Genomic DNA, 18383 nt, shown 5'->3' with positions numbered 1-18383 from the left:
TTAATTAGTAGCTGCGTTAGTGGCAACAGCAATTTGAAATACAATCTGGGTAATGTCCTTAACTGCTTGTAGAAGCTTCGTGTCGATCGCTGGTAGTACAATAATCTGATCACCGGGCTCTAGCTTATTGTCGTTACTAGATAGAAACGAATCGTTAAGGCTAGTAAAGGTAACGTTACCGTTTTTACGAACAATCAAGATACGATCATCTTCAGCACGCTCGGTAAAGCCTCCGGCCCATGCGACGTAATCTTCTGTTGTTGCATCAGGATTGAATACCACAGACTGTGGAAGCAGCACTTCACCGCCCACATGAACAAGGTCCGTCACTTCAGGAATGACAATAGTATCGTTAGGCTCTAGGAGAATATTTGCAATCTCACCATTTTCTGAAACAACGACTCTGCCTTGAGGCTCAACTTGGCGAGCACGAGCAATAAAATCAGCAACAAGCTGCGCTTCTTGTGCACGAATTGCGCCTTCTCCCGTTGAACTAATCGGAGCGGTATACATGCTTCGCTCAAGGCGTCGTAACCCCTCTTCAATGATCTCTTTTTGCTTCATTGCCACACTTTCTCTCAAAATATAAATATTCTGCGTGTCTGAAAGGGTGGTGTCAGCTTCAATATGATCGAGCACGTCTATCAGTCTTGCCCCTTTATCAACCATTATCTGTGAGGCGCCAGCGAAGGCACCCGCTACATTAATGCGATAAATCTGTGGCTCGTGGTCGGCAATGTATTCCACCGTATCGCCAGCGCTTAGCTCAAGTGAGGCGAATTCCTCAACACTTAAATACCGTGCGAACTGCTTATTATTGCGAATACCTGAAACAGAGGCATGAGAGGCAAATTCTCCGGGACGCGCGAAATAGTTGACTACATCGCCGTTGAGTTCTTCATTTAAAAACTCAAAAGTGAAGCTATTGCGTGCGCCAGTTTCAACAACAATAGTGTTGCCAATAGGGTGCACTAAAATGGTATCTCCATCTTTGAACGAAATTTCAGGTAACTTTCCGTTTCTGAAAAATGCATATAAGTCCGCTGAAGCGACAACTTTTCCGTTTCTTACGATATCTATCTGTCTAAAACTACCGCGCTGAAAATCAATGCCTCCGGCACGCTTCAAATAATACAATACGCTGTCTGAAGCAAGGCCTGCATACTGACCAGGTCTTAAAACAGGTCCTGAAACGTAAAGAGAAACAGGTGTTGACGTGAGTAAGTTTACATAAACATTGACATCGTTTGTGTAGACTTGTCTGATTTTTGCCGTGACGGTCTGATTTACGCTACCCGCCGGCGTGTTAGCTATGCGGACAGGGCCGATATTTGGAATGAATATATTTCCTTGATTATCAACCGTCACCACATCAGAAAAATTAACGGCACCCCAAAGCCAAATAGAAATTTTATCTCCAGGCGCGATCAGGTAATTATCGTTCAACCCTGAACTGCGTTCAGACTCGAAACCACCTATGAACAAATTGGCAGCAAACGGAGGGTTTTCCATCGGTGCTTGTGCCGGAAAAACGGTATCAATCGTTGGTTCACCCGGAAGTGTGACGCCATTTCTTGGTTGGGTTGAAAACTGGCCCATGGCATTAGATGCGCTGGTCGCTCCGGGTAGGGTTCTTTGGGCCGAAATGCTTAGCGGCGAGACTGATTGTGCCGATGGTCCATTTTGGGTTTGCTGGGCTCTTTCTCTAAGTTGCTGTAATTGCTCTACACTTTGTGCAAATGAACTACCTATCGATAGACTGCAAATACATGCAGTAAAAGCGACGAAAGAAAATCTTTTCATTAATGTATTGATGTCCATGAACTTCATTAACTTATTCACCTTGCGCATTAGCAGAAGCAACCAGCGGGGCAATGACTCTCCACTGTCCATCGCGTTGGCATGTTGTTACTTTTTTCTGAGCGGTAGAAGCGCTGGTTTCACCTTCCTGTAAAGAAAAGCGAATACAATTATTGCCTGTTGCCGAAACGTAATGTTTAACCGCTGTATATTCACGCCCGTCAAAGCGTATTGAAAACGATTCTTTTGTATCAAAATATATATTGGCTTTTGGAATATTTATTGCAAGCTCTTTGTCTGGTGCCAGTGAGTAGGCGAGCGAAGAATGCACCAAGGGTATGTCAGCTTTGGTGACCGTGGGCGTGTTTGTACACCCGGCACCGCTCACTACTATTGCGAACGGCAAAATAAAACGTGTGAATTGTTTGAACATTAGCTTTCATATCCATATAGCAATTTCGCGCTAGAATAACATAAGTTTTAAAAAAAGCATGTTTGCTGTCTCAAATGCTGCATCGTTTACAGCATCGAAACGCACTTATTGGTTAGGGAAAGTAGAAGTGAGAACATAATCCCTCGAGGAGGTGTTGAAGCTGAACATTTGGATAAGGTAGCAAATATCGATGCCAAAATGTGTTTTCGTGGCACACACAATGCATCTTGGGATTTTGAATCTTAAAAAAAGGGATTTGTAAGGTTATTTTTTATGATTATGGTGGTTACACAAACAAATGTTTTATATCATTACAGGTGTTCCAATCTACATACTAATAAAAACGCCCTCGTCGCACTGGAAGAAATGGAAGTTGTCGTAAAATGGAAGCAAGGTTTAAGTTTTTAATGAAGTTTTTAAATGCACTTACCTGTAGGAAAACAAACTATGTTTTTTGGGTCAGTGACGAGAGGTCGTGTCTTTTATGCTAACGTACTTGCAGTTCGTTCCACTGTTCACTGCATTTTTTGTTGCGCTCATTCTTTTAGTGGTGATGACGCCATTGGCACATCAATTCGGCTTAGTCGACCAACCTTCCGCACGTAAACGTCATGCAGGTATCGTCCCCCTTACTGGAGGTGTCGCGATCTTTATGGCCGTGTTGGTTGCGAGCGTTGCCACCGATGTTTGGATGAAAAATAACCCACTGTTTTTCACTGCTTCCGCGTTTATTGTTTTACTCGGTATGTTAGACGACCGCTTTGATCTGAGTGCAAAAGGCCGTCTTATGTGTCAGTTTGGCGTCGCCGCTATCATGGCCTGGAGTGCACAAAACTATATAACATCATTAGGTAATATTTTTGGTACGGGAGACGTACTACTCGGACTTGGTGGCTACTTCTTCACCATTGTATGTGTCGTTGGCGTTATCAACGCGTTTAACATGATAGACGGCATTGATGGCCTAGCGGGGGGCATGAGTTTAGTCATTCTGCTTACGGTCTCTGGCTTTCTGATTTTTACGGGTAATGGCGCGTCTATTATGGAGCCATTGATCATTGTTGCCGCTATTGTTCCATTCCTTGCTTTTAACCTCAGTTGGAAAGGTTTCAGGGGGAATAAGATATTCATGGGCGATGCGGGGAGCATGTTTGTTGGACTAACAATTGTTTGGTTGCTCGTGGACCATACTCAGGGAGAAACGGCAGCGTTTAGACCCATAACGGCTGTATGGTTGGTGGGACTACCCCTGATGGACATGGCTGCAATAATGTATCGGCGGGCGCGTAAGGGGCAATCTATGCTTAGACCTGACCGCCAACATCTCCATAATATATTTATGCGCGCTGGGCTAAGCAGCAGAAAATCACTGGTCGCCATCTTACTTTTAGGGGCCTGTTACTGCCTTATCGGTATTCTCGGTGAAGTTTATCAAGTACCAGAAGCGATAATGTTTTGGAGCTTTATAGGTTTGTTGGTTATCTATAGTCTTATTATCCAGCATATCTGGAGCGTACTTCGTTTTGTTAAGCGCCTAAAATCTTAGATACGTAAAACCGTAGCCGTCTGGATAAAATCTCTGTAACATATTGTCAATTAAAAGCGCATTTTCTGGCGCTTTTATTTTATTCGTTACATATTTCGCTGGTAAAAATACTTGATAAATCAATTCACTATTCTGCATAACAAAAATAAAAAACAGCACATTGAGTCGATTGTGGCCATGGCGGTGTATCAAGCTGATAACGCAAAATGGATTAGTGAAGCGGTAGATAGCATTTTAACGCAAACGTATACCGATTTTTTGTTTGTCATCGTTGTGGATGGGCCCGTTCCGCAACTTATTACCGATGCGCTAAGTAAAGCGGCAGAGAGCGACGAGCGAGTCGTTATTGCGCAAAATAGCCACAATATTGGTCTTGCGAGCAGCATGAACTCTGTTATCGACTTTGCCATGCAGTTTAACCCTTCTTTCTTAGTCAGAATGGATGCCGATGATATTTCCGAAGATCATCGCTTGCTACGCCAAATTACTTATCTTAAAAAACACAGTAATATAGCTATTTTAGGGTCAGCGCTTACCGAAATTAATGAAAGTGGTGATAAAGTAGGAGCACGGGTAATGCCCGCTTCCCACAGACAGATAGTGCGCATTTTACCGCGTCGCTGTTCGCTTAATCATCCTACTGTAGTTATCCGCTTTAACGTCTTTACAGACGGTCATCGCTATGATGGAGAGCTGCGTAATACTCAAGACTATTTTCTTTGGATAACGCTGGCGTCAAAGGGTTACATATTCAGAAATTTAAAAGATAGACTGCTCAAATTCAGGCGAGTCAATAATTTTTATAAGCGTCGTGGTTTAAGTAAATCACTCAACGAGTTTAAAGCCCGCTTGTACGCGATTACCAAGCTTCGGCAGTTTTCGCCCTACAATTTTTTGTATGCCTGCGGCGTACTGTCATTGCGCCTGATGCCGGGTAAAGTGGTCAAACTGGCCTACAAACTAGACAGGCACTTATTAGAAAGGTTTGGTAAACATTGAGCACCGGTGTTGTCATCGTATTGTTTAACCCAGATGTTGAACACATCACTGGGCTCGTCGATGCTTTCTCTGGGGCAGAGTGGAATGTAGTGCTGGTTGATAACTCTTCCATGCGCACGGAAGGCCTTGCTAGTACTCATGTAAAGTACTTTCATTTTGCAGATAATATTGGAATCGCACAGGCTCAAAACGTTGGTCTGAAAGCCCTTTTTGAAAACGGGGTCGAGCATGCCTTTTTACTCGATCAGGATAGCTTGTTTTCTCCTAGCATTGCTCGAGAATTGTTAGCACAGTTCCAGGAACTCGAAAAATCCTGTCCAATTGCAGCAATAGGCCCCTCTATTCATTGCCAGTTTTCCGGTTGTGTTGAACAAGGCGTATTGCAGAAAGGCAAGCAAGTTTCTGATTCACTGAAAGAAGTTAAGCAAATAATAGCGTCAGGTATGCTTGTTTCTCATCATGCTTTTAAAAGAGTGGGGGAAAAAGAGAGTGCACTTTTTATCGATGGTGTGGACCATGAATGGTGCTGGCGAGCAAGAGCGAAGGGGATGAAAATCTACCAATCTCTTAGTGCCTGTATGCCTCATCGACAAGGTGACGACCGAATAAGGGTATGTGGTGTTACTTTTAAGCAAGGAGCACCTGTTCGACTTTACTATCAGTTTCGCAATGTACTTATATTAGCGCGTCGATCCTATGTACCTCTCTATTGGAAACTTCGTCATGTTTGTGCAATACCCGTTCGGTATCTTGTTAATCGGTATTGTTTTGAGCAAGGCAAAGATAGAGGGCGCTTCATGCGCTCAGGACTTAAAGATGGCGTTGTTTATCGCACTGGCGCCTTGCATGCAAAAAAAAGCGACAGTAGTGAACAGTAGAAGCGTTGGTTAAAAGCAACAATTTGGGCAAATTCTGCTGCTGAAGTACAATTTTATCTCTTGCACGCTTTCACTAAATTGGTGCATTAGATATCATTTATCCCAATAATGGTGCTTTGGCACAAGTATTAGAGCGTTTTTGCCCACTCTTAATACATGAGTGCTCTAAAACGGTAATTGGAACATCGATTGCATTATATTGAATTATTCAAATGCATTAGTGCAAACACGTTTTTTGCTTGAGATGACACTACAGTGATGAAGTGCCGTCTTAAGCGCGAAATTAGGATTTTAAAAAAGGATATTAACTTATGAGTCAGGTAAAAAAAGCGGTAATCCCTGTAGCGGGCCTCGGAACGCGAATGCTTCCAGCAACAAAAGCAATTCCTAAAGAAATGCTTCCAGTGGTGGATAAGCCGTTAATTCAATATGTAGTGAGTGAATGTGTTGCTGCAGGACTTAAAGAAATTATTCTTGTTACACACGCAAGTAAGAACAGTATTGAAAACCACTTTGATACCTCTTTTGAACTAGAAGCTACATTGGAAAAACGCGTAAAACGTCAGCTTTTAGAAGAAGTTCAGTCAATTTGTCCGAAAGACGTGACGATTATGCATATTCGTCAAGGTGTGGCGAATGGTTTAGGGCACGCAGTGCTTTGCGCGCGTCCGTTAATTGGTGACGCGCCTTTTGCTGTAGTTTTGCCTGACGTTATTATTGACGATGCAGCGAGTAATCCGAAAAAGGATAACCTTGCAGACATGGTTGCTAAGTTTAATACCAGCCGCGTCAGTCAGGTAATGGTAGAACAAGTACCAGAAGAAGATATTTCTAAGTTTGGTATCGCAGACCTTGACGGCGCTGCAATAACGCAGGGCCAGTCTGCGAAGATCCACAAGATGGTAGAAAAACCACCGCTTGATGAAGCTCCGTCTGATCTCGCGGTTGTAGGAAGATATGTACTCTCTGAGAAGATTTGGGATCTATTAGAGTTCACCCCTCCAGGTGCTGGCGGTGAAGTACAGCTAACTGATGCCATTGACGCACTTATGAAGCTTGAACAAGTGGATGCTTACTACATGAAAGGTAAGAGCCATGACTGCGGAAGCAAACTAGGTTATATGAAAGCTAACGTTGAGTATGCACTGCGTCACCCCGCACTAGGCGATGAATTTAAAGAATACCTCGCATCTATTATGAAATAAGCGAGAAAGAAATTCGAAGTAGCTACAGCTTCTTAAGAAAAATGCGCCTTAACGGCGCATTTTTTGTTTTAAGCCCGCAGGCAGTTAACCCGCGTGAGCGGCGCTATTTTACCTGCACATAGTCCTTTATTTTACTCAACATCTTTTCGCCAATGCCTTTGACTTGAGTGAGTTGAGCAACCTCAAGAAATGGACCTACTTCTTCGCGATATTTGATTATCGCTTGCGCTTTCGATTGTCCTACGCCCGGTAGCGTTAAAAGTTGATCAACGGTAGCCGAGTTTAAATCAATACGTTGCTGAAAACTTGCAGATTCGTTGCCACTACGCCGTTCTCCACTCATTTCTTGAGCTTGAACTGCCGGAGCTTGAATGGCGAGAGCCGATAGTACGAGTAAACCTGAAATTAACTTTTTCATCATCTTTCCTTGTATGCGTTGCAATAAACACTTTGGCTGCGAATAACAGTGTGTTTTAGCTGTTTGGTATGTGATTTGTGTACCCTAAGCGCGCCGACTTTGTAACGTTTATACATTGCTGAACTTTGCGTATTCGTACAGCATTTCTACTTGCCTTGGGACAGGTAGATTACAAGGCTCAGTTCACTGAAGAGGTACAATTGAGATAATAAATGTGAATGAAGAAAGGGATAGTCCAGTTTTAGTACAGTTTTAAAGGCACCGAATGTTAAAACAAAAAAAAACGGGTCAATAAACCCGTTTTTCTCGTGTTATTTGAAGCAAAATAGCTTATAGACGATCTAGAAGTGCCTGCGTGAACTCGATAGTCCCAGCTTCACCACCAAGGTCGCGAGTAGTGCGATCACCTGATTCAATAACGTCTCTCAATGCTGTGCGAATCTTCTCAGCTTTGTCACCCATGTTTAGGTACTCGAGCATTTGTGCTGCAGCTAGAATAACGGATGTTGGGTTCGCTAGGTTTTTACCCGCGATGTCAGGTGCAGAACCATGAACGGCCTCAAAAATTGCACAGTCTTCACCGATATTCGCACCTGGTGCCATTCCAAGACCACCAACAAGACCAGCGCAAAGGTCTGATAATATGTCACCGAACAGATTGGTAGTGACAATAACGTCGAATTGGTGAGGATTCATAACAAGCTGCATACAGCAGTTGTCAACAATCATCTCAGCCGATTCGATGTCTGGATAACGTTCACCAACTTCACGTGCCACTTTAAGGAAAAGACCTGACGTTGACTTAAGGATGTTGGCTTTGTGTACTGCTGTTACTTTTTTGCGGCCTTCACGACGAGCGAGTTCATAAGCAAACGTTACGATTTTTTCAGCGCCGTCACGGGTGATCTTACTCATTGCTTCAGCTTCGTTACCGTCTTCCGATACAACTTGACCAAGACCTGAGTACATACCTTGTGTATTTTCACGAACGGTAATGATATCAATGTCTTCGTAGCGGGCTTTAGTGCCTTTAAAAGAGATAACTGGACGAAGGTTCGCATAAAGTTTGAACTGCTTACGAAGGCTAACATTGATAGAGGTAAAGCCTTCACCTACAGGTGTAGTGAGTGGGCCTTTAAGTGCAACCTTGTTCTTTGCGATTAAATCAAGTGTTTCTTGAGGAAGAAGCTCGCCATGTTCTTCCAGTGCGACTAAACCAGCGTCGGCATAGTCATAGGCAAAGTCACAGCCAACCTTATCTAAAATTTTTGTGGTTGCATCGATAATGTCCGGGCCTATGCCGTCACCGCGAATGACTGTAATACGTTGCTGAGTCATGTGGAGGGATCCTCTGGTAATTCTGTTGTCAAAATCGTTAGGTTTGTTTAGTCTTTTGGCGCTTAAAAGGCCAAATTCTGCCTGCTCGTTTATTATAATGGAATTTGTAGGGAAAAACGGTTAAGCACTGCAAAAGTTGCTGTATTTTATACGATAGCCGGCACAAGTTATAGCCATTCGTAAAGATAAATTTGAAACCATTCACCATTGAGCGCGTTGCTCAAAGCGCTGGAACATTTTCAGCCTAAACAGAAAGAGGGCAAAAGAGTAAGTGTGCGTTAGCATCCAACGCCCTTAATACCTCGTCTTCATCTAGACTTAATACATTCAATATTGATTTTACTTCGATATTTTTTAGTAAAGCGTAGAAATCGTGAGTGAGTAGGCAGGCTTTTGATAAGGTAAATGCAAGCAGAATAATTGCTTGTTCTTTTTGCAATGATTTAGGCACATCGCTAGTTGGCTTATTGCACTGATGTATGATAGCTCGCCACGTTGAGCTCTGATGCCAGCTTCCCGCGAGTTCAGACGCGATTGCAAGCCAAGGGATGTTTGATTTTACTTTGAATGCGCTGTTAACCGTTACGCTTTTTGTTCTATCGACCGGAAGTGAATGAGCCACTTTAAAGCCCGGCAAAGTAAAAAGTGGCGAGCAAACAAACGTCATGCTCAAGGCTGCTGACTGAGGTGAAAATTTTGAATTCACTACTTGGGCAAAGTGGCTGGCAAATGAGCATGCAAGTAGCGTGATTTGTTTACACATATCCAAGAGCGGAAATTGATTTTGCGTCAACCTTTCTAACAAGGCGAATTGCATGAGCATATCGCCAACACGCTCAATGCCGTACGTCAACACCGCCTGTTTTATACTTTTTACAGGAAGTTGTAGCCGATTGTCCTGACTAGCGGTATAGATTAAAAACTGATTGAAAGTGGGCACTTGCTCAATTTTATCGCACAGCGAGGGGATATCTACCTCAGTCTTTTGTAAGGAATCTATAATTCCTAGCAATGCTTTGGGCGGATGTTGTATTGCGAAGGTTGAAGGCAAAAAAGCATTGCCTCCCTGACTCAACCTCGCCTTAGCGGTGTCGGAGTAAAGCGCAATAAAATGGTTAAATGGAATCGATAATTTGACAGGACGATTAATAGATGAGAACGGGATCCATTTGCCATCAACATCTTCGCTGCTTAGTGAAAACACAAAACCATGGCTCTGCTGTATATCAATCATCGCGCCCGGAATTCCGTTTGCGTACACTTTTGACCCCGGTAAAGGCCGTTCAAATAAGGATAAAAGAGGCGAGAGATAATGCCTGTGATGAACAGGAAATCGAGGAGCAAGCATTGCAAAAAGCGTATGGTATTCCGTTTTACTCGGCTTATAGGCAAATGCACCGGCAAGCAAGCAGAGACGCTGGGCAATATTAAGCCTGCTATCTGCAATGTAGTTTATTCGTTTTTCAGATTGGAACGCTTTCTGTAATCGAAGGGTGTCCAACCAAATAATGAGATTGTGCTGTCGTAAAAATCGAACAACCTCGGCGATGTTTTTATTCTCTTTCCCATTATCACATAACCACATAGTTGCGAGCATTGACGCAATAATATGCTGGAGATAATGGTCATTAAAACGGCACAGCTTTCCAAATAATGCGACGAGTAAAAGTTGTTGTGTGTCCTTGGGAAGGTCGTTTTCTAAATGAAGAACAGCAGCGGCAATGGCCGGATTTTCGTTAACCAAAGCAAGAATTCGTTTTGCGCCTTTCAACCAATGGTTAATTCGCTCTTCAACACTAAGCGTAGCATGGCCTTGATTTGCAAGCCGCTTAAGCATGGAAATGATATTGGTCACTCCCCATCCTTTTAACTTTTTTGGTAACTGGAATAGGCTCCTTCGCCCCAGGCAATTAACTTGTCATTTTCAAACAGCAATGGTGTACATTCATCTTGGGTGGTCAAGCCATCAGCACGTACATGCTGCGTTCGGAAGAACATGACCTGAATGGCAGTTGAACCCTGACGTTTGGCCTCTGTTATATCTGGAGAACCCAATAGTGCGAGAACTTCTTCTCGAGTACTTCCTAATTTTAGTTTAGTAATTTGAACCCGGTTGTATTCTTCACGATCCTTCCAATCCATGTTTTCTGGCTTATCAGGGTAGAAAGCGATAACCATAAAAACAAACACCGCATAAAGTGCGACGCCAGCTAAAATTAGACGAATAACCTTGGTATTCATGACCGTTACTTCTCAATCCTTTGTTCTAGAATTAACCCACAGATAGGAATGCAATCTAGAACTTATCGACCTTTTATTTGGCACAAAGACGGACAAACCTTGATGCAAAGAGGTTTGAAGTGCTTCATACAATTAACTTAATCACTTTTTTTGCCAGTGTACCGCAAAATGCGTGCGAAACATAAGTGGTAATCGTAAGCAAATACGTCATATAAAACGTATTTCTAACTCATGTCCTTGATAACATAACAAGGTTTATACGCACTGCCGGGTAATTTCATACGGTGTTGTTTAACGAAAGACTCTAATAGCACATCCACCCTTTTCATGAGGGCACTGTCACCGGTGAGTTCAAAAGGTCCATGCTTTTTAATCTGAGCGATGCCCTCTGCCTTCACGTTCCCGGCGACTATACCGGAAAATACTTTGCGTAAATTGGCGGCAAGCTCACTTTTATTTTGATCAAGGTGAAGTTCGAGGGCTGACATACTTTCATGGGTCGGGATAAAAGGCTGTTGAAAATCATGCTCAATTTTTAATGACCAATTAAAACTAAATGCATCTCCCATTGCCCCTCTAAATTTTTTAACCTTTTCAAGTCCTCGATTTAACGTACGGGCTACTTCTTCAGGGTCGTCGACAATGATTTGATACTTTGACTGTGCTTCTGCACCTAACGTCGCCCCAATAAATTCGTCAATTGCCTCAAAATATTCCTCACTGCCCGCCGGCCCGGTTAATATGAATGGAAAGGGTTGTTGGGCATTACGTTCGTTCATTAAAATGCCAAGAAGATAAAGCAGTTCTTCTGCGGTACCAACCCCTCCGGGAAAGACGATAATGCCATGACCCAGTCGAACAAACGCTTCTAATCGTTTCTCGATATCAGGCATGATGATTAATTCATTCACAATAGCATTTGGGGGCTCGGCTGCAATAATACTCGGTTCAGAGATACCAATGTAGCGTCCAGCTTTATGACGCTGTTTTGCGTGGCCTATTGTCGCTCCTTTCATCGGTCCTTTCATGGCGCCCGGGCCACATCCCGTGCAAATATTCATATCGCGAAGACCGAGTTGATAGCCTACTTCCTTTGTATATTTGTATTCTGTTTGATTGATGGAGTGGCCGCCCCAGCAAACAATGGTATTAACGCCGTCGTTGCCCTCAAGTGCTTGGGCATGACGTAGCATGTCAAATAGCATATCCGTAATTTCACTGCCTTCGGCAGGGGCCGATTGATGAAGAAAGGCGTATTTATTCCCCATGTAAAGCAAATCGCGAAGCACCGCAAATAAGTGCTCATGGACGCCGCGAACTAACTCACCATCGACAAAAGCCACTTCAGGGGGATTGATTAACTCAATTTTCACCCCTCGCTCACGACGTATCAGTTTAATCTCGAAGTTTTCGAAAGGGGCAAATAGGGCTTCAAAGTTATCTTCGTCAACGCCGCTATTCAACACGGCTAAACAGCAATTTCTGAACATGTCGAAAAGCTCGCTATTTGCTGCATCTTGAAGACGAGCGACCTCGGCCTGCGATAACTGGCTCATCCAGCCAACGGGGTTGAGCTGTACCTTTTTCATACGTCTATGTCCTATTAATCTGTACTTAGGTCAGTGACAACGAGATTGCGGCCATTGCGTTTTGCTCTATAAAGATAATCATCGGCGCGCTCAAAAACAGATTCGGTAGTATCGTTTTCACTAAAACATGTGGCGCCAAATGAGGCGGTAATCTTTACTTTTTCTTGTTTAAACTTAAATGGCATCGCTGCAAGTTTAGTTCGGATTTCGTTAAGTTTTTTATCAACATCTTGTATCGAGGTTTCTGGTAGCAACATTACAAACTCTTCTCCCCCCCATCTTGCGATAAACTCATCTTCTGACAGGTGTTGTTTGAGGAACTTGCTAACCACTTGCAATGTTTTATCGCCGGCGGCGTGTCCAAACCTATCATTTATAGATTTGAAGAAATCGATATCGACCACCGCCACTGCTAACGTGCCTCCTTGTGCTTTAAAATTGCTATATGCAGCTTCAAGACGCTCATTGTACGCTTGTCTGTTGGGGAGACGAGTCAGTGCGTCCGTTCGACTCTGCATGGCTTGTTCGGCAATCTTCTTTTTATACACACTGGTCTGCTGCTGCAGTGTTTCAATACGCGACTGCATGGAAAAGAGCAGGGTCAACAATCTTTCTTGACTCTGCTGATCATTATTCTGCTGCTCGCTAAGCGTGGTTACGAGTTCGTTTACACAATGTTGAGTTTGCTCTTTCAATCGCTCGAAAGACTCGCTTTCAGATACCGCCTCTTCAATATGGCTAATGTGGCGAATAATTTTTTCATTGCCGGCACGCCGTTGTTCAAACTGAGATTGACTATTTTCTATGGTGCTTTTGACATCGCTACTCACTTCGCCAAGTGAACGATGGAGGCTCTGAATAACTTTACCCGTCAAACTTGCTTCAGACATCGCGTCTTGCACTATCATTCGTAAAATGACGACGCAGCTTTTGAGTAGTTGGTCTTCGTCCATACCCTCATCAAGTCTTTGTTTGATATCATTTAGCTGCTGATCGTCAGGCTTCTTTTGTGCATACGAGGCGATTAAATGATTGAGTTCGACCAGAATCGAGCGGTAGTGTGGGCTATGGTCTTTTAGTGAACGGGCTTCCCCGGTGTCGCTTGTCTTTTCATCGTTTTCAGACGACGCTACAGGCGACAAACCCACCATTTCTTTATTGAGTGCGATGCGATGCAATGCAATAGCTTTCGCATATAATTTGTAGATACTAAAAATGTCGGTTACAGGCTGATTGAGCTTAATCAGTTCCTGCGTGGTGAGCGCTTTGAGTTCGCTATCTTCAAAGACGATTTTTTGTAGTTGTTTCATCGCGTCTTCTAATGATGAAATCGTATCTACACTGTATTTCCGTAGTGTTATCTCTTGATGTTGAAGAGATTTGTTCAACTTGTCGATACTTACTGCGGCTAGGGTAAAATTAGGCGTACCCGAAAGATGCCCTCTTAAAATTTTAAGTTCGGTATCTATCTTATCGGAAAAGCCCTCGTAAAAAGCAGAGAGCTTCACAATAAACTGACAAAGAAGCGTGTTATTTTGTTTTAGGGATTGTAATTGTTTTGCTTCCATACTCTCGTCTTTATTCTCATTCGCTTAAAAGCGGAATTTTAGCTAATCTGACAATGCTTAACTTCACCGCTATTTCTACTGACGCGCTTGACGATGATTGGAATAGGGCGTTTCATAATTTGAGCGGAAGGGGTTTATATCTAACCCACCTCTTCGCGTATATCTCGCACACACGGTTAATTTTTCAGGGCTGCACTCACGCATAATGTCGCTATATATTCGTTCAACACATTGTTCATGGAACTCGTTATGCTGTCTGAAACTAATCAAATATTTTAAAAGCCCTTCGTGCGCTATTGCTTTCCCTTCATATCTAATTTGAATACTAGCCCAGTCTGGTTGACTTGTTATTAAACAATTAGATTTAAGTAAGTGCGAAACAAGTGTCTCTTTCACGTCTTTGCGATGTTCATCCACATTCAAATATTGTGAGTTGGGGGAATATTCTTCAATAGCTATATCTAACTCGTCCAACAAAATACCTTCAAATTCTTTAAACTTAAGGCTGTCAAATTGCTGTGGCAATATTAAATTTACCTCTACAGGCTGACCTGCACATGCAGATAGGTCACTCTGCAATACTTTTTTTACTTCATCAGCAGAGGCAAACTTAGTTTGATTGAAGCTGTTCAAATATAGTTTGAAGGATTTCGATTCAATTAAGTTTTCCGAGGTGATTGGAACAAAGCACTCTAAAATTGCAATGCAAGGCTTGCCTTTTAAGTTAAGCCACGAGAGTTCATAGCCTGTCCAAGTATCGATACCGTCAAATGGAAGTTCCTTATCAACGAGATGCAAAGTGTCACGGCTTAGACTGCGTGGTACCCCCTGCAGTAAACTCGGATTATATTCAAATTCGTAGTCAACCTCTTTACCCAAAGAAAGGTTATCAGGTGCAGAGATAATAATTTTTTTAGGTGAGTTGTCAGTCGACATAAGACCCTTTTATGTTTCTATCAGGAGGCGTAGTAAACACGCTCTAAACCATGTGGACTAGAGCGGCGAAGCTCAACGCCCTTAGTATTGACTTAACTATTTAGTAGTATAGTGTACCCCAAAAATACGCAGGTAACGTCACAATGGCTCTAACAATTTCAGAACAATTACATAAATTTGTATCATCTTATGTCGAAGAAGCGAAAAGCGAAGGGCTCAAAATTGTTTTTGATAGTGATTGGCCATCGCCTTGTTATGAAGAAACTGCCAAGGATGGTGAATGGGTAAAGTGGACACCAAAAGGACAAGCGCCGAAGCTCTCTTTCGATAATGTGGAGGAAGCGCTGTCTTTACAGCTTCATCCAGATTACTGTACTTATTTTACGTCCTACTTTAGTGACAACCTCAAGGCAAAAGCGCCTCAGGGTAATTGCGAACTGCTTCAGGTATTTAACCACGAAGACTTTGCGCGACTTCAGCAAAACCTCATTGGTCATTTATTGATGAAAGAGCGACTCAAGCAAGCGCCTACCTTATTTTTTGGACTTACCGATGAGGAAGATTTTATTCTAACCCTAGTTAACGATAGTGGCGAAGTTGCACTTGAACAGGTGGGGAAAGAACCTGCCCAAATTCTTGCGCCTTCACTCGCTGCGTTTTTAGCGCAGCTTACGCCTATTCCACACTAGGGGCTGTTGACCTTTGCTATTTTATGTCGCTTAAGAGCTTCTGTAGAACCTGCTTGAGCTCGGCTACCTCTTTTTCCAAGGTATCAATGCGCTCATAAAGATCGCCACGACTCAACGGCAAATCAACGTTTCTTTTCTCTGAACCATTATCTCTCTGTTTATCTATGGAAGGTTTGTGAGCGTTAAAGCGCTTTACGGCTTCAATGGCTTCGGTTACTGACACTTTAAACGGTGCTTTCGCTCGCAAAATCCCAACGGAAAGTGGCTTGCCTTCCTTGTGGATTTGAAGGCACAACGCGTGCAGCTGTTGTAAATTTGAGTTGTTCATGATGAAAAAAACGATATGTTGAAATTAGGTATAGTTTAGCTCGTTCAAATGGTGAATTTAACCAAATTGTTAATTATTTCACTAATTTTAAAAGTTGCTGTATCGTGCGTTTCCTATAAAAAGCAATATATATCAATTGGTTATTATTTTGGCCTTATTCTTGTTTACCTTGCTTATCAATCAATTTGGGCAGGCTAAGTCTGTGTCGAACTATTGTCGATAAATAGAGGAACTGCTGTCGAATCAAGCCGTAATCTCGAACGTTCATAAAAATACCATCAGATACATTAATTAATAAATACATAAAGTTAAGGAACACACATGAAAACACTATTTCTTTCTGCTGCTCTTGCCTCTTCACTTCTTCTGTCAGGCTGTGTTGTATCAGTCGGCGGCGGTTCAGATAGTCACTACAGTGCTGATTGGGAAGATAGAGAGTTCAATAATCGCAAACACATAGCTAATCTAGAGAAAGGGACAAGCTATGAGAGTGTATTGAGAAAAATGGGAGTTGCAGATTTTAATGAGCTGTTCGAGAAACAGGATGGCACTTATCGCGTACTTTACTACCGTACGCAGAAAACTATGGGTGATGGTATTACAACAAAAGATGAATGCACGCCGCTCGTATTTAGAGATGGTAATCTTGTCGGTTGGGGAGACAGTGCGTACAGTTTGATGCATTAATCGTCCTTTTACATCGCATATGTTGACGTTTACTCAATACTTTAAATGTTAATAAAAGGTTAACATTCTCGGGGTTTTCGCGTAGGGTAAAGTTTGAACAGTTGAAATGTCTGATTAAGACTGCATCTTCGGATCGAAATCACGCATATCACTGTATTGGTTAGATGCAGCCTAAAAACTTTGCGTTTGAGGAGCCCCGATGAACAACAATGCGATAGACGGTGCGTTAGCCCCGCTTCAAAATACAGTTAAAGCGATATATCTAACGGTTGACGATCTCAAGGTTGCCGCCTCTATTCTTTACAATGCTTATGTCGATGACCCTCTTTTTGTTGATATTTTTCAAGCTGAGAAAGAGGGCTATGAAAGTCGCCTTCGCTCTGCTATTCGTGAGGAGTTAAACGCCTTTTGGGTAGCAGAGCAGCCCATGATTGGTCTTTTTGATGAAGAGCGATTAATAGCGGTTGCCTGTTTAACGGCTCCAGACGCAGCATTTGGTTCCGGCAGATATTGGCACTGGCGGCTGAGAATGTTGTTGACCGCCGGCTTATTTGGTACCAAACAGATGCTTGAGAAAGAAGAAAAAGTCAGGTCGCTCGTACCTGCAGACAATTTTCACATGCTCAGTTTTATTGCAGTCCATCCCGATTATCAACATCATGGTCTTGGCCATATACTACTCGGCGCTATAGACAGTGTCGTTGAAGAGGATGAAAAGAGTGAGGGGATATCGGTTTTTGTTACGATAGATAAACACCGTTCATTCTTTAATGATGATAATTATAACGTCGTCGGTCAGTTGAGCCTTTCACATGTAAATGGCGATGTCATGTTTCGTCGAAAGTGATGCTTTTTAAATTACTATTGTTTGATTTTTACACCATTCTAACCCTCCCCATCTTATCAACGTTAAATTTATGACAGAGTTTGTAGGATATGTCTTACAAACTCTGTGCGTGATCTTACCTAAATTTATCAATCTAAAATTATACGAAAGTATAAAGTCTATGATTTTAAAAGAATTTTCTTAATTTAGCCAAAAGTAGTAAAAAAAACTTCTTAAAATTACTGTAATTCAACATGGCAGTAATATTTGGAAGGGATACTATGAACATGTCACAAGGAAACACGACGAGTCACGGATTGAACAAGGAAATCATGTAGGGAAAGAGGTAGGACAACTTACGGAAGAGAATCTCACAGGGCAGTGAGTCGAAGGAAAAGGAACGCAGAAGGGAACTGCATTAATAGGGATATTGAAAAGGATAAAGGACGTTTTGTGTGATAGGACATCACGACAGGATGTAGCAAAGGGTTAGGAATAACGGTGGCAAGGAGCCAACGGCAAGGAAAAGCCTTTTCAGGATTGATGATTTTGCATGGACGAGCAAACCAAGGACGAAAAGAGGGACATGCTGAAGGAATAGCATAGTTGTAGCAGGATGTGCAGCTTAAAAGGGAATGAAGGAAGGGAAGGTCAGCGGAGCCTGACAAGGACAGCCTTAGGACGAGGAACACTGCATGTAGGATGTGCAGTTTAAATGGAGCAAAGGAAAGGGACCTGCGCATGGAAGTGTAGCTCGCACAGGAAGTCGCGAGAGTAGATGGAAAGGGGCGTATACGGATTTTAATCGGGAAGATTTTAGTCGCAAGGGATCGCGGAGAAGGATACTCAAAATTCCAGGAAAAAGGGGAGCCGTCAGGTTCCCCTTTTTTTTGATTCTTGCT

At 42.7% G+C, this 18383-nt stretch carries 17 protein-coding genes; 7 read left to right on the top strand and 10 right to left on the bottom strand.

The window, feature by feature from the left end; all coding sequences use genetic code 11:
* Together GVO63_RS02470 and GVO63_RS02465 are read right to left on the bottom strand one after the other, a co-directional pair.
* Positions 1-1803 (bottom strand): polysaccharide biosynthesis/export family protein, encoded by a 1803-nt coding sequence (locus GVO63_RS02470; RefSeq protein WP_308469287.1) that lies wholly within the window; start codon positions 1801-1803, stop codon positions 1-3.
* A gap of 31 nt (positions 1804-1834) precedes the next feature.
* Entirely contained in the window at positions 1835-2233 is a 399-nt protein-coding gene (locus GVO63_RS02465; protein ID WP_159577996.1) for a hypothetical protein, read from the bottom strand.
* A gap of 484 nt (positions 2234-2717) precedes the next feature.
* Between GVO63_RS02465 and wecA the strand changes: the two genes are divergently transcribed.
* The 4 genes from wecA (at position 2718) to galU (ending at position 6861) form a co-directional block, all read left to right on the top strand.
* On the top strand, positions 2718-3779 hold the full coding sequence (wecA, locus tag GVO63_RS02460) for a UDP-N-acetylglucosamine--undecaprenyl-phosphate N-acetylglucosaminephosphotransferase (protein ID WP_159494232.1): 1062 nt from the start codon (positions 2718-2720) through the stop codon (positions 3777-3779).
* 111 nt (positions 3780-3890) lie between these two features.
* Entirely contained in the window at positions 3891-4778 is an 888-nt protein-coding gene (locus tag GVO63_RS02455) for a glycosyltransferase (protein WP_159577995.1), read from the top strand.
* Positions 4775-5656, top strand: a complete 882-nt coding sequence (locus tag GVO63_RS02450; protein ID WP_159577994.1) for a glycosyltransferase family 2 protein — start codon at positions 4775-4777, stop codon at positions 5654-5656. Before GVO63_RS02455 ends, GVO63_RS02450 begins: the two co-directional genes overlap by 4 nt.
* Positions 5657-5967: 311 nt before the next feature.
* Entirely contained in the window at positions 5968-6861 is an 894-nt protein-coding gene (gene galU / locus GVO63_RS02445) for a UTP--glucose-1-phosphate uridylyltransferase GalU (RefSeq protein WP_159494229.1), read from the top strand.
* Positions 6862-6964: 103 nt separating this feature from the next.
* Here galU and GVO63_RS02440 read toward each other — a convergent pair whose 3' ends face one another.
* The 7 genes from GVO63_RS02440 to queF form a co-directional block, all read right to left on the bottom strand.
* Entirely contained in the window at positions 6965-7279 is a 315-nt protein-coding gene (locus GVO63_RS02440; RefSeq protein WP_159577993.1) for a ComEA family DNA-binding protein, read from the bottom strand.
* Positions 7280-7609: 330 nt separating this feature from the next.
* Positions 7610-8617, bottom strand: coding sequence for an isocitrate dehydrogenase (locus GVO63_RS02435; protein WP_159494228.1), 1008 nt, complete (start codon positions 8615-8617; stop codon positions 7610-7612).
* Between the two features lie 244 nt (positions 8618-8861).
* On the bottom strand, positions 8862-10472 hold the full coding sequence (locus tag GVO63_RS02430) for a histidine kinase (RefSeq protein ID WP_159577992.1): 1611 nt from the start codon (positions 10470-10472) through the stop codon (positions 8862-8864).
* 11 nt (positions 10473-10483) lie between these two features.
* Entirely contained in the window at positions 10484-10858 is a 375-nt protein-coding gene (locus GVO63_RS02425) for a DUF3192 domain-containing protein (protein WP_159494226.1), read from the bottom strand.
* 224 nt (positions 10859-11082) lie between these two features.
* Positions 11083-12447, bottom strand: a complete 1365-nt coding sequence (gene ppnN, locus GVO63_RS02420) for a nucleotide 5'-monophosphate nucleosidase PpnN (RefSeq protein ID WP_159577991.1) — start codon at positions 12445-12447, stop codon at positions 11083-11085.
* 14 nt (positions 12448-12461) lie between these two features.
* The gene (locus GVO63_RS02415) at positions 12462-14015 is read right to left on the bottom strand and encodes a GGDEF domain-containing protein (protein WP_159577990.1); all 1554 of its coding nucleotides are present in this window, start codon (positions 14013-14015) and stop codon (positions 12462-12464) included.
* Between the two features lie 75 nt (positions 14016-14090).
* The gene (queF, locus tag GVO63_RS02410; RefSeq protein ID WP_159577989.1) at positions 14091-14951 is read right to left on the bottom strand and encodes an NADPH-dependent 7-cyano-7-deazaguanine reductase QueF; all 861 of its coding nucleotides are present in this window, start codon (positions 14949-14951) and stop codon (positions 14091-14093) included.
* A gap of 143 nt (positions 14952-15094) precedes the next feature.
* On the opposite strand from queF, the gene syd reads away from it, so the two are divergent.
* Entirely contained in the window at positions 15095-15640 is a 546-nt protein-coding gene (gene syd / locus GVO63_RS02405; protein WP_159577988.1) for a SecY-interacting protein, read from the top strand.
* 16 nt (positions 15641-15656) lie between these two features.
* Here syd and GVO63_RS02400 read toward each other — a convergent pair whose 3' ends face one another.
* The gene (locus GVO63_RS02400; RefSeq protein WP_159577987.1) at positions 15657-15968 is read right to left on the bottom strand and encodes a hypothetical protein; all 312 of its coding nucleotides are present in this window, start codon (positions 15966-15968) and stop codon (positions 15657-15659) included.
* 321 nt (positions 15969-16289) lie between these two features.
* On the opposite strand from GVO63_RS02400, the gene GVO63_RS02395 reads away from it, so the two are divergent.
* The gene (locus GVO63_RS02395) at positions 16290-16655 is read left to right on the top strand and encodes a DUF3192 domain-containing protein (RefSeq protein WP_159494220.1); all 366 of its coding nucleotides are present in this window, start codon (positions 16290-16292) and stop codon (positions 16653-16655) included.
* 199 nt (positions 16656-16854) lie between these two features.
* Positions 16855-17502, top strand: a complete 648-nt coding sequence (locus GVO63_RS02390) for a GNAT family N-acetyltransferase (RefSeq protein WP_159494219.1) — start codon at positions 16855-16857, stop codon at positions 17500-17502.
* Positions 17503-18383: the final 881 nt, after the last annotated feature.

The organism is Alteromonas sp. KUL106 (assembly GCF_009811415.1).
Taxonomy (GTDB): domain Bacteria; phylum Pseudomonadota; class Gammaproteobacteria; order Enterobacterales; family Alteromonadaceae; genus Alteromonas.
The sequence above is the reverse complement of the archived record's forward strand: the minus strand, read 5'-3'. Positions and strand labels throughout refer to the sequence as shown.